This window comes from Streptomyces sp. NPDC050121, assembly GCF_044460385.1.
Classification (GTDB): domain Bacteria; phylum Actinomycetota; class Actinomycetes; order Streptomycetales; family Streptomycetaceae; genus Streptomyces; species Streptomyces soliscabiei.
Genome location: NZ_JBITJV010000002.1, coordinates 479058 through 491679, shown reverse-complemented (window position 1 = coordinate 491679; position 12622 = coordinate 479058). Strand labels below are relative to the sequence as shown.

Sequence of the window (12622 nt, the reverse complement as noted above, 5' to 3'; positions counted from 1 at the left end):
CCCGCCCCGGCAGCGGCCGGAGATCACTGCTCGCGCAGCGGAATCGACACGTACGACGGGTCGTTCGCCGGCGAGGAGAAGGTCAGCCGCGCGCCGGACGGGTTGTGCTCGATGTAGAGCGGGTCGACCGTGTCGACGACCAGGGCGAGCCGATGCCCTGCCGGGATGTCGTAGGCCGTGGAGAACAGGTCCAGGTCGAGACGGAACGGCTTGCCGGGCGTGCGTCCGTGGAAGGTGTACGGCGCGTTGCTGACCAGCTTGCCGAGGCCGAGCGGCCCCACGTCGTACAGATAGGCGACGAGGGTGCCGCTCTCCTCGGTCGGGGTGACGGTGGTGTGCAACTGCGCGGTGCCACGCACCTGTTGGGCCCTCGTGTACGTCTCCGACTGCCATACGGCGGCCCAGCGGCGGGGGAGCAGGGGCAGGGACGCCAACGGGGGGAGCTTCGCCACCTGGTCGAGGATGCTGGACAGGAAGACGATTCCGGCGTCCGCGCCCGAGTCCACGTTGGTGTGCAGGGTGGTCGTGCCCGCGAGGGCGATCTTCTTGCGGGTGGCGGTCACCGACTTCCAGTCCGGATAGCCCTCGTAACCGCTTGTGGAACGGGACTTGAGCCGGACCGGCTGTTCCCGGTCGACGCCGTTGTCCTCGCCCTTGAGGTAGTGGTCGAACCAGCGCTCGGTGTCGGTCCACACGTCGTTGGGCAGCCCGAGCAGGCCGGTGATCTCGGGGGTCGCGTGGTCGCCGGGGCGGAACTCCAGCCGCTTCGGGACGGTCAGCTTCTCGTAGAAGTCGGCGCTCTGGTTGGGCGGGAAGACGGTGTCGCCCCAGGCGCCGGCGAGCATGATCGCCGCACCGTTGTTGTTGAGCTGGTCCAGGTAGGTTGCGGCGGAACGTTTCCGCCCCCACTCGATCATGGCCTGTTCCCGGGACAGGTCGGAGGCGAAGAAGTCCGAGAAGACCTGCTGGGACTCGGCGCTCACCCGGCCGGTGACCATGCCCACCGTGTCGAGCAGGGCCGCGGCCTGGGAGTGCTGGGTGCGCCCGGAGTAGATCGAGTCGATCAGGTCCGCCCAGCCGCTGAGCGAGGCGACCGCCTTGACGCGCCGGTCGTGCGCGGCGGCGAGCAGGCTGATCCCGGCGCCGTAGGAGACCCCCGCCATGCCGACCTTCCGCGGGTCGCTCGGGGTGTGCGCGAGCGCCCAGTCGACGACCTTGGAGGCGTCGGCCACATCGGGCGGGCCCGCGACCTCGATCTCGCCGCCGGACTGCCAGAAGCCCCGCACGTTGTAACTGAGCACGACGTAACCGGTATCGGCGAGTTTCCGGGCCTGGGCGAGATACTGGACCTGTGGGAAGCCCCAGGCCGTGGGCAGCACGATCAGCGGGTAACGGCGTTGGCCGTCGGTGCCCGCGGGGGTGACGACGTTGGCCTTGAGGACGGTCCCGCCGTCCCCGGCGATGTCGACGAAGCGGACGTCGTTCGTCGCCGCGTGCGCCGCGGGAGCCAGTGCGAGGACGCTCCCGGCGACCAGGGACGCGGAGACGGCGCCCACGGCGGTCGTGCGCAGGGCCTTGCGGTGCTGTCCCACGGTTCACTCCTCGACGTGCCCCAGTGCAAAGTGAACCGACGGTAACCGCGTTTCCCAGCCGAAGTAACCCGTCGGTAAGTTACGTGGGAGTAACGATTGTTGTGCTGTGCACGCGCTTACCGGAAGGCACTCAGGACGCACGATGTGAGCTGCGCGAAGCCACCTCCTGGGACGGCAGCGGCGCCTGCGCCGCCCGGCTCACGTCGGCGACCAGATCCACCACATCGGGGCCGTACGCCTGCGAGTTGACCACCTTCAGCAACAGCACGAACGAGTTGTTCCCGTGTTTGCGGGCCAGCCGCTCGTGGTTGCGGGCGAGATAGCGGGTGGCGGCCTGGTTGGTGATCGCGCGCTGGCCGCAGAAGAGGAACACCGGCCGCATGTCACGCCGCCCGCCCGCGGTGAGCCGGGCCAGCAGCACGTACTCCGTGATCCCCGCCTCCAGCCGGTAACGCTCGGATCCGATCTGGAACGCCCCCCGGTCCGGCCCCGGTTCGGGGTCGACGTTGACGCGCACGCCCGGCAGCATCGCCGCCATGTGCGCCATCATGCGCCGGTTGGAGGCGGGGCCGCCCACGCAGAACTCGGTGCGCTCGCCGAAACCCTGCTGGGCGGTGTCCTGGGTGACCACCTGGACGTTGGCGCCGCAGTCCTTGATCAGCGCGGAGAGCTCCAGCAGCGCGAAGACGTCGAAACGGTGCACCGCGGGCTCGGAGGACGCCGGGTCGCGGTTGACGACCAGCAGGGTCTCCGAGTTCTCCGGCAGCCCGAAGAACGCCTGCTTGCGCCGTAGTCGGCGCCGCCACAGGTACGTACGGGCGAGCCAGCCGAACGCGGCGCTGATGCCGGCGGCGACCACGCCCAGGACGATGTTGCGCACGTCGTCGTTCATGGGCGCGCATGGTAGCGGGCGAGCATGACCGGTACGTACCCGTGTTCGAGGTGTGGCAGTCGTATGACAGTGCCCGGAAGGAGGCTGTCAGGCCCCCGCGAATGTGGTTACGCTGCGCGGACGGTCCTGGACTGGAGGTACGGATGCGTCGCCCTGTCCCGCGGAAACTGTCGGTCCTGGCGGTCTCGGCCGCCGTGGTCACGGTGGGGGCGGCAGCGCCACCCGCCGCACAGAGAACGGCGGTTGAGAAGGCACCCGTCGCCGTCGGCTACGGCGGCGCCGTGGCCAGCGTCGACGCGGACGCCTCCGCGGCCGGTATCGAGATACTGAGGAAGGGCGGCAACGCCGTCGACGCGGCCGTCGCCACCGCCGCCGCCCTCGGCGTCACCGAGCCCTACTCCTCCGGCATCGGCGGAGGCGGCTACTTCGTCTACTACGACGCCAAGTCCCGCACGGTGCACACCATCGACGGCCGCGAGACCGCGCCGCTGACGGCGGACTCCGGTCTCTTCCTGGAGAACGGCAAGCCGCTCGCCTTCGCGGACGCCGTCAGCAGCGGCCTCAGCGTCGGCACGCCGGGCACGCCGGCCACCTGGGCGACGGCACTGGGCAAGTGGGGCAGCGAACGGCTCGGCACGGTCCTGAAGCCCGCCGAGCGCATCGCCCGCGACGGCTTCACCGTCGACGACACCTTCCGCAGCCAGACCGCCGCCAACGAGACCCGCTTCCGCTACTTCCCCGACACGGCGAAGCTGTTCCTGCCGGGTGGCGGGCTCCCCGTCGTGGGCTCCATGTTCAAGAACCCCGACCTCGCGAAGACCTACGAGGAGCTCGGCAGGAAGGGCGTCGACGCGATCTACCGGGGCGACCTCGGCAAGGACATCGTCAACACCGTCAACCACCCTCCCGTGGACCCGGGTTCGAGCTGGAACGCCCGGCCCGGCGACCTGACCGCCAGGGATCTCGCGGCCTACCGCGCCAAATCCCAGGCGCCGACGAGGACTTCGTACCGCGGACTGGGCGTCTACTCCATCGCCCCGTCGTCCTCGGGCGGCACAACGGTCGGCGAGGCCCTCAACATCCTTGAGAAGACAGACCTTTCCAAGGCGAGCGAGGTGCAGTATCTGCACCACTTCATCGAGGCGAGCAGGATCGCCTTCGCCGACCGGGGACGCTGGGTCGGCGACCCCGCCTTCGAGGACGTGCCCACGAAGCAACTGCTGTCGCAGAAGTATGCCGACTCCCGCGCCTGCCTCATCAAGGACGACGCGGTCCTGACCAGTCCTGTGGCACCTGGCGACCCACGCAACCCGGCCCGCTGCAACACCGGCGGCACGGCGGCGCCGACGACGTACGAGGGCGAGAACACCACGCACCTGACCGTCGCCGACAAGTGGGGCAACGTCGTCTCCTACACGCTCACCATCGAGCAGACCGGCGGCAGCGCCATCACCGTCCCCGGCCGCGGCTTCATCCTCAACAACGAGCTGACGGACTTCTCCTTCGCGCCCGCCAACCCGGCCGTCCACGACCCGAACCTGCCGGGGCCGGGCAAGCGGCCGCGGTCGTCGATCTCACCCACGATCGTGCTGGACCGGCACAACAACCCTGTGGTGGCGCTGGGTTCGCCCGGCGGCGCGACCATCATCACCACCGTGCTGCAGACCCTGACCGAGTTCCTCGACCGCCGTCTGCCGCTCGTCGACGCGATCGCCGCCCCGCGCGCCAGCCAACGCAACGCCGCGCAGACGGAGTTGGAGCCCGCGCTCTACAACGACGCCGGCCCGGACAGCCTGCGGGCCCGGCTGGAGGCCCTTGGCCACTCCTTCAAGCCCAACCCCGAGATCGGTGCCGCGACGGGCGTGCAACGGCTGCCGAACGGCAAGTGGCTGGCCGCCGCCGAGACCGTACGGCGCGGCGGCGGCTCCGCGCAGGTGGTGCACCCGGCGCCGTAGTGGCCGGAGTTCAGAGTTCGGCGGTGGGGACGGGCGGCGGCGTGCGGAACGCGAGCCGCCCGTCCTCGACCTCCACCCGCACCCGGTCGCCCTCCTTGACCCGCCCGTCCAGCAACAGCCGCGAGAGCTCGTTGTCGACCTCGCGCTGGATGGTGCGGCGCAACGGCCGGGCACCGTACTCGGGCTGGTAGCCGCGCTCGGCGAGCCAGTCGACGGCCGCGCCGCCGAACTCGACCGTGATGCCCTGGGCATGCACCAGCCGACGCGTCCTCTCCAGCAACAGGTCGGTGATCTGCCGCAGTTGCTCACTCGTGAGCTGCCGGAAGACGACGATCTCGTCGATCCGGTTGAGGAACTCCGGCCGGAAGTGCTCGCGCAGCGGACGCAGGATCTGCTCGCGCCGCGCCTCCTCGTCGGCGTCCGTGCCGCCCGACCCGAAGCCGATGCCGGCGCCGCGCCGGGTGATCGCCTCCGAGCCCAGGTTGCTGGTCATCACGATCACCGTGTTGGTGAAGTCCACCGTGCGGCCCTGGGAGTCGGTGAGCCGGCCGTCGTCGAGGACCTGCAGCAGGATGTTGAAGACGTCCGGGTGCGCCTTCTCCACCTCGTCGAGCAGAAGCAGCGAGTACGGATGACGGCGGACGACCTCCGTCAGCTGCCCGGCCTCCTCGTGGCCGACATAGCCGGGCGGGGCGCCCACCAGACGGCTGACGGTGTGCCGCTCCTGGTACTCGCTCATGTCGAGCCGGACCATGCGCTCCTCGCTGCCGAACAACGCCTCGGCGAGCGCGCGGGCCAGTTCCGTCTTGCCGACGCCGGTCGGGCCGAGGAAGAGGAAGCTGCCGATCGGCCGGTCCGGGCTCGCGAGCCCGGCGCGTGAGCGCAGCACCGCGTCCGCGACGACCCGTACGGCCTCCTGCTGGCCGACGACCCGCTCGTGCAGATGCTCCTCCAGGGCGAGCAGTCGGTCCTTCTCCTCCTGGGTGAGGCTGGCGACCGGGATGCCGGTCTGCCGGGACACCACCTCGGCGACGGCCTCCGCGGTGACCTTCAGATCACAGCCCTCGTCGGCCGCGTCCTCACCGCTGGCGTCCGCGATGCGCTGCTTCAACTCGACGATACGGTCCCGTAGTTGGGTGGCCTGCTCGTACTGTTCGTCCGCGGCCGCCTGGTCCTTGTCGCGGGCGAGCTGCTCGACCTCGCGCTCCATGGCCCGTACGTCAGTGCCCTTCGTTCGGGCGCCGAGGCGCACCCGGGCGCCGGCCTGGTCGATCAGGTCGATCGCCTTGTCGGGCAGCCTGCGCTCGGTGAGATAGCGGTCGGACAGCTCCACGGCCGCGACGAGCGCCTCGTCGGTGTAGCGGACCTGGTGGTGGGCCTCGTAGCGGTCGCGCAGTCCGCGCAGGATCTCCAGCGCGTCCGCGACGGACGGCTCCGGGACGAGGATCGGCTGGAAACGGCGGGCCAGCGCCGCGTCCTTCTCGATCCGCCGGAACTCCTCCAGTGTCGTCGCGCCCACGATGTGCAGTTCGCCGCGGGCCAGGGCCGGCTTGAGGATGTTTCCGGCGTCCATCGACCCGCCCTCGCCGCCTCCGCCCGCGCCGACGACCGTGTGCAGTTCGTCGATGAAGACGATCAGCCGGTCGGAGTGCGCGCGGATCTCGTCGACGATGGTGTTCAGCCGCTCCTCGAAATCGCCGCGGTAACGCGTTCCCGCGACCACGCCCGTCAGGTCCAGGGCGACCACGCGCCGCGCGACGAGGGTGTCCGGCACGTCGCCCTCCGCGATCCGCTGGGCCAGCCCCTCCACGATGGCGGTCTTGCCGACGCCCGCGTCGCCGATCAGCACCGGGTTGTTCTTGCCGCGCCGCGAGAGCACCTCGATGGTCTGTTCGATCTCGTCGTCCCGGCCGATCACCGGGTCGATCCGGCCCTCGCGGGCCAGCTCGGTCAGATCACGGCCGTACTTGTCGAGCGTGGGCGTGTCGGTGGACCGCTGCCGGTCCGCGGTGCGGGTCGCCTGGGCGGCGTCCGGGGGCTCGGGCGGCAGACCGGCGGCGGCGAAGCGGGCCGCGTTGAGGATGTGCCCGGCCGCCGAGTCCGGGTTCGCGGCGAGGGCGCTGAGCACATGCTCCGGGCCGATGTGCCCCGCGCCGCGGGAACGGGCCAGGTCGTGGGCGTCCAGCAGGGCACGCTTCGCGGCCGGGGTCAGGGCCAGCGAGGTGGGCGGCGGCGCCTCGCCCGGGGGGTGCTGGACCGGGCCCGAGCGCTCGTCGATCTCCGTCGCGAGGGAGTCGGGGTCGGCGCCCGCCCGGCTGAGCAGACTGCGCGTCGGCTCCGCGGAGAGGGCCGCGCGCAGCAGGTGCTCGGTGTCCAGGTCGCGGCTGCCGTGCTCGACGGCGTACTGGGCCGCGCCGCGCACGAGCTCCCTCGCCGGCCGGCTGAGGAGCTGGCCGATGTTGATCTGGCGGGGGCCGGGGCGGGGCCCGCCGAAGAAGCGGGCCAGGAATTCACCGAAGGGGTCGCCGTAGCCCTCCGGGCTGGTGAAGCCGCTGGTCATGGCGTTCCGTTCGATCGAGGTACCGTTCGGACGCGGGTGCCCTCGCCGTGCGGCGCTACACCTGTGTGGTTGGGCAGGGCCCGTAGACCACCATGGCACGTTCCCTTTTGCGTGGCATGTCCTGGGTGCCTGACGGCCCCGTGCCCCGGTGTACCGCCGGCTGCGCTACAGCCTCTCGGTCAGGACTCTCGGGCCGGCCTCCGTGATCGCCACGGTGTGTTCGGTGTGGGCCGCTCTTGAGCCGTCGTTCGTTCGCAGGGTCCAGCCGTCCGGGGCCGCGTGATAGTCGTCCCCGCCGCCGGCGATCAGCATCGGTTCGATCGCGATGACCATGCCGTGACGCAGCGGGAGGCCGCGGTGCGGGCGGCCCTCGTTGGGGATCGCCGGGTCCTCGTGCATGTGGCGGCCCACGCCGTGGCCGCCGAAGTCGTCCATGATGCCGTAGCCCCCCGCCCGGCACACCGTGCCGATCGCGTGCGCGATGTCGCCGACGCGGTTGCCGACGACCGCCGCCTCGATGCCCGCCGCGAGAGCGCGCTCGGCCGTCTCGATCAGCCGGACGTCCGCCGGGCGCGCCCTTCCGACGGTGAAGCTGATCGCGGAGTCGCCGACCCAGCCGTTCAGCTCGGCGCCGAAGTCGACGGAGAGCAGATCGCCGTCGCGCAGCCGGTAGCGGGTGGGGACGCCGTGCACGATCGCGTCGTTCACGGATGCGCAGATCACCCCCGGGAAGGGCGTCGGGGCGAAGGACGGTCGGTAGCCGAGGAACGGTGATGTCGCCCCCGCCTCCCGCAGCGTCTCATGCGCCAGCTCGTCCAGCTCCAGCAGGGAAACGCCCACGTCGGCGGCCTTGCGCACGGCCGTAAGAGCCCGTGCGACGACCTGTCCCGCCTCGTACATGGCATCGATCGATGTGTCTGTCTTCAGCTCCACCATGCCAATTACTATACCGGTATTAGAATGACGGCATGGTGCGTAACCCCCTCACTCCGGAAGAGCGCGAACGCGGCGAGCGGCTCGGGCGGTTGCTGCGCGAGGCGCGCGGCGGCCGGCGCATGACCGAGATCGCGGCGAGCGCGGGCATCTCCGCCGAGACCCTCCGCAAGATCGAGACCGGCCGCGCGCCCACCCCGGCGTTCTTCACCGTCGCCGCGCTCGCCCGGGTGCTCGGCCTGTCGATGGACGAACTGGCGGGGCTGTGCGCGCTCGCCCCGGTATGACCCCCGGCGCCCGCCGTCGGGCATGGGTCAAGATCGCGCAAACGACGCCGTCGCGTCCGCTTCGAAAACTTGCCGTAGCCCCGCTGTAACACGACTGGTGTTTTCTACGAACCGCAAGTGTTCCGGCCGGGCGGGAGTCGAGCGATGGATGTGCATCAACTCCCGGGCGGGGTGCGGGAGTTCGCGAGCCACCTGAGTGCACTGCTGGCGCGCCTGGATCAGGGCGCCGGCTGGTGCGCGGTGTTCTGGCAGCGCGATCCCGACGGCATGCAGGCCTGCCTCGACGGACGTGAGGTGCCGCCCTGGGACGTGGTGGAGGCGCTGCTCCAGGACCTCGCCGCCGAGTACGGCACCGACGTCGCCGTACAGGAGGCGGAACGGGTACGGCCCCTGCACGCCGCCGCGCTCGCCGCCCACGACGCCCGGCCCGGCGGCCGCGACGCCCTCGGGGACCGGCTCGACGTGATGCTCCGCGAACAGCGCTACGCCGCGGAACGGCTGGCCGACCTGAGCCGCCGGCTCGCCTCGGCGGCCACCCACGACCAGGCCGACGCCATCCGCCTCGACCTCGCCTGGGCCCACGACGACCACGAACGAGCCACCGCCCGTTGCGCCGAACTCCGTTACCGGATGGCAGAGTTGGACCGCCTCCCGGCCTCCGTCCCCACCACCGATCCAACCCACAACACCCGCCCCACCACCCCCACGACCGACACATACGCCGCCCGGGCGAGGCATCGCGACGCGGAATCGGCGGCGGGTCCCACTGCCGCCGCGTACGACCCCCGGTCCGGCTTCCGTGCCGCCGAGCCTGCGGCAGGTTCCACGGCCGACGCGTACGCCGGGCGGGCGGGGCATGGCGACGCGGCATCGGCGGCGGGTGCTGCGTCCGACGTGTATGACCCCGGGTCCCGGTTCCGTGCCGCCGAGCCTGCGGCGGGTGCTGTGGTCGATGCATACGATGCCGGGGCCGGGTACCGGGCTGCGGAGCCCGTGGGCGGTGCTGCGGTCGACGTGTATGACGCCCGGTCCGGGTTCCGTGCCGCCGGGCCTGCGGCGGGCGCTGGGGTCGGCGCGTACGACGCTCGGGCGGGGCATCGCGGTGTGGAATCGGCGGCGGGTTCTGCGGTCGGGGCGTACGACGACGCCGGGGGCGGCTTTCGCGGCGCTGAGGCTGCGGGCGGTTCCGGGGGCGACGCATATGACACGCGGGCCGGGTATCGCGGTGCCGAGTCCGCCGCGGGCGCTGCGGGCGCCACGGTCGACGCATACGATGCCGGGGCTCCGACGGCCCCCGCCGAGGAGACCCCCGCTCCCGCTCCCGCACCGGCGCCCGTGCCCAAGCAGCGCAAGCGGCGTCGTGGCAGCGCCCGCTTCGCCGGGCTCGCCGAGGAGGAGGACGCCGGCGTTCCCGTCGTACCGCCCGTCGCCGAGCCGGTGGCGCCCGCGCCTGCCGCGCCCGCGGGCCGCACCCCGCGTGGCGCCCGCTTCGCCGGGGCCGCCGAGAAGGTCGAGCCTCCGTCCGAGCCGCAGCGTGAGCCGCTGGACGCGGTGGCCCGGCGGGAGACCGTCGAGGTGGTGGAGCGGTTGGTGCGGCTGCGCGGCGACGGCCGCAGCGGCGAGGCGCACGCCCTGCTGGTCGAGCTCGCCTACTGGCCGGCCGCCCGCATCCCGCTGCTCGCGGCCGAACTGCAGCGCGCCGGACTCACCGCCGACTGGACCACCCTGCTCTGGGAGGCCGCGTCCCTGCCCGCCGACCGGCTCGTCGCGGCGGCCGACGCCCTGGCCGCCGTGGGGCGCACGGCCGACGGCGAGCAGATCCTGCGGCAGGGCGTCGCCCGGCCGGCCGCCGAGATCGGGCAGTCCGTGCTGGGCCTGGTCGCGGAGGGCAGGCGCCGGGAGGCCCGCGCGCTGCTCGACGCGTACGTCCATGTCCGTACCCCCGAGGAGGCCGCCCGCAGCGTCGCCCCGGACCCGCAGACGCTCGTCCCGCTCCTGCTGGAGGCGGCCCGGACCGTCTCGGAGGAGCGCCGCTGGGACCTCGTGCACGCCCTGCGGGTCGCGGGCTTCACCGCCTGACCGGGCCGCACCCGGCCGGCCCGGTTTACACCGAGGTAAAGAAATCCGCTCACGCTTGTTTCTTGCGGGGCATTCAATGCAGTTCACTCGACCGAGTGGGCGGGCATCCTTCCCGGCGGGACCTTCGCCCTCTACGGTCGGCGTACACGCGCGTAGACGCTCTGCCGTCCCGTCGAAGGAGCAGCTCATGGCCAACGTCGTACGTGCCGCTCTGGTCCAGGCCACCTGGACCGGCGACACCGAGTCCATGGTGGCGAAACACGAGGAGCACGCCCGCGAGGCGGCCCGGCAGGGTGCGAAGGTCATCGGGTTCCAGGAGGTGTTCAACGCTCCCTACTTCTGTCAGGTCCAGGAGCCGGAGCACTACCGCTGGGCCGAGCCGGTCCCCGACGGGCCGACCGTGCGTCGTATGCAGGACCTCGCGCGCGAGACGGGCATGGTGGTCGTGGTGCCGGTCTTCGAGGTGGAGCAGTCCGGTTTCTACTACAACACCGCCGCCGTGATCGACGCCGACGGCTCGTACCTCGGAAAGTACCGCAAACACCACATTCCGCAGGTGAAGGGTTTCTGGGAGAAGTACTACTTCAGGCCGGGCAACATCGGCTGGCCCGTCTTCGACACGGCCGTCGGCAAGGTCGGCGTCTATATCTGCTACGACCGTCACTTCCCGGAGGGCTGGCGGCAACTCGGCCTGAAGGGAGCACAGTTGGTCTACAACCCGTCGGCCACCCACCGCGGTCTGTCCGCCCACCTCTGGCAGCTGGAGCAGCCGGCGGCCGCGGTCGCCAACGAGTACTTCGTCGCCGCGATCAACCGGGTCGGCGTCGAGGAGTACGGCGACAACGACTTCTACGGGACCTCGTACTTCGTCGACCCGCGCGGGCAGTTCGTCGGTGACGTCGCCAGCGACAAGGACGAGCAACTCCTCGTCCGCGACCTCGACTTCGACCTGGTCGAGCAGGTCCGCCAGCAGTGGGCCTTCTACCGCGACCGCCGTCCCGACGCCTACGAAGGACTGGTGCAGCCGTGAGCGACCTCCACGCCCGCCATCGAAGCGTCCTGCCGGACTGGCTCGCCCTCTACTACGACAACCCGCTGGAGATCACCCACGGCGAGGGCCGCCACGTCTGGGACGCCGACGGAAACAAGTACCTCGACTTCTTCGGCGGCATCCTCACCACGATGACCGCGCACGCGCTGCCCGAGGTGACGAAAGCGGTGAGCGAGCAGGCCGGGCGGATCGTCCATTCGTCCACGCTCTACCTCAACCGGCCCATGGTCGAGCTCGCCGAGCGCATCGCCCACGTCAGCGGCATCCCCGACGCCCGGGTCTTCTTCACCACCTCCGGCACCGAGGCCAACGAAACGGCGCTGCTGCTCGCCACCACATACCGGCGCAGCAACACCGTCCTGGCGATGCGCAACAGCTACCACGGCCGTTCCTTCAGCGCGGTCGGCATCACCGGCAACCGCGGCTGGTCCCCGACCTCGCTGTCCCCGCTGCAGACGCTGTACGTGCACGGCGGGGTGCGCACCCGCGGCCCCTTCGCCGACCTCGACGACGCCGAGTTCATCGACGCCTGCGTCGAGGACCTGAAGGACCTGCTCGGGCACACCCGCCCGCCCGCGGCCCTGATCGCCGAGCCGATCCAGGGCGTCGGAGGCTTCACCTCGCCGCCCGACGGCCTGTACGCGGCATTCCGTGACGTGCTGAACGCATCCGGCATCCTGTGGATCGCCGACGAGGTGCAGACCGGCTGGGGACGCACCGGTGAGCACTTCTGGGGCTGGCAGGCGCATGGGCAGAGCGGTCCGCCGGACATCGTCACCTTCGCCAAGGGCATCGGCAACGGCATGTCCATCGGCGGTGTCATCGCCCGCTCCGAGATCATGAACTGCCTGGACGCCAACAGCATCTCCACGTTCGGCGGCACCCAGGTCACCATGGCGGCCGGCCTCGCCAACCTCGGCTACCTGCTGGAACACGACCTCCAGGGCAACGCCCGGCGGGTCGGCGGGCTGCTCATCGAGCGGCTGCGCGCCGTCGCCTCCCAAGACCCCGGAGTACGGGAGGTGCGCGGGCGCGGGCTGATGATCGGCGTCGAACTGACCAGGCCCGGCACCGGCCTGGCCGACCCGGACCGGGCGTCCGCCGTGCTGGAGGCGGCCCGCGCCGACGGGCTGCTGCTGGGCAAGGGAGGCGGCCACAACACCAGCGCCCTGCGCATCGCCCCGCCGCTGTCCCTGACCGTGGCGGAGGCCGAGGAGGGCGCCGCGATCCTCGAAAGCGCGCTGAGGACCACGCAGTAGTGCCGGCCTGAGCA

General features: G+C 71.5%; 9 protein-coding genes. 5 read left to right on the top strand and 4 right to left on the bottom strand.

Translation table 11 applies throughout. The annotated features are described in order from the left end of the window. Positions 1 to 23 precede the first annotated feature (23 nt). Together ACIBTS_RS04610 and ACIBTS_RS04605 are read right to left on the bottom strand one after the other, a co-directional pair. Complete coding sequence (locus ACIBTS_RS04610; RefSeq protein ID WP_399316540.1) at positions 24 to 1592, bottom strand: alpha/beta fold hydrolase; 1569 nt, start codon at positions 1590 to 1592, stop codon at positions 24 to 26. 130 nt (positions 1593 to 1722) lie between these two features. Then, positions 1723 to 2484, bottom strand: a complete 762-nt coding sequence (locus ACIBTS_RS04605) for a hypothetical protein (protein WP_319333165.1) — start codon at positions 2482 to 2484, stop codon at positions 1723 to 1725. A gap of 143 nt (positions 2485 to 2627) precedes the next feature. Between ACIBTS_RS04605 and ggt the strand changes: the two genes are divergently transcribed. Then, the gene (gene ggt / locus ACIBTS_RS04600) at positions 2628 to 4439 is read left to right on the top strand and encodes a gamma-glutamyltransferase (protein WP_399316539.1); all 1812 of its coding nucleotides are present in this window, start codon (positions 2628 to 2630) and stop codon (positions 4437 to 4439) included. 10 nt (positions 4440 to 4449) lie between these two features. Here ggt and ACIBTS_RS04595 read toward each other — a convergent pair whose 3' ends face one another. Both ACIBTS_RS04595 and map read right to left on the bottom strand, forming a co-directional pair. After that, positions 4450 to 6999: an ATP-dependent Clp protease ATP-binding subunit gene (locus ACIBTS_RS04595; protein WP_399316537.1), complete on the bottom strand. Its 2550-nt coding sequence runs from the start codon at positions 6997 to 6999 to the stop codon at positions 4450 to 4452. A 165-nt stretch (positions 7000 to 7164) separates the two neighbouring features. After that, a complete protein-coding gene (gene map, locus ACIBTS_RS04590) occupies positions 7165 to 7935 on the bottom strand; it encodes a type I methionyl aminopeptidase (protein WP_079658657.1) in 771 nt (256 codons plus the stop codon). Between the two features lie 32 nt (positions 7936 to 7967). Here map and ACIBTS_RS04585 point away from each other — a divergent pair, with 32 nt between their 5' ends. From ACIBTS_RS04585 to ACIBTS_RS04570, 4 genes are all read left to right on the top strand, one after another. Beyond that, the gene (locus ACIBTS_RS04585; protein ID WP_399316535.1) at positions 7968 to 8219 is read left to right on the top strand and encodes a helix-turn-helix domain-containing protein; all 252 of its coding nucleotides are present in this window, start codon (positions 7968 to 7970) and stop codon (positions 8217 to 8219) included. A 144-nt stretch (positions 8220 to 8363) separates the two neighbouring features. Next, on the top strand, positions 8364 to 10298 hold the full coding sequence (locus tag ACIBTS_RS04580) for a hypothetical protein (protein WP_399316534.1): 1935 nt from the start codon (positions 8364 to 8366) through the stop codon (positions 10296 to 10298). A gap of 187 nt (positions 10299 to 10485) precedes the next feature. Beyond that, positions 10486 to 11328, top strand: coding sequence for a nitrilase-related carbon-nitrogen hydrolase (locus ACIBTS_RS04575; protein WP_399316532.1), 843 nt, complete (start codon positions 10486 to 10488; stop codon positions 11326 to 11328). Continuing rightward, on the top strand, positions 11325 to 12608 hold the full coding sequence (locus ACIBTS_RS04570) for an aspartate aminotransferase family protein (protein ID WP_399316531.1): 1284 nt from the start codon (positions 11325 to 11327) through the stop codon (positions 12606 to 12608). The genes ACIBTS_RS04575 and ACIBTS_RS04570 overlap by 4 nt, the downstream gene beginning before the upstream one ends. Positions 12609 to 12622 lie beyond the last annotated feature (14 nt).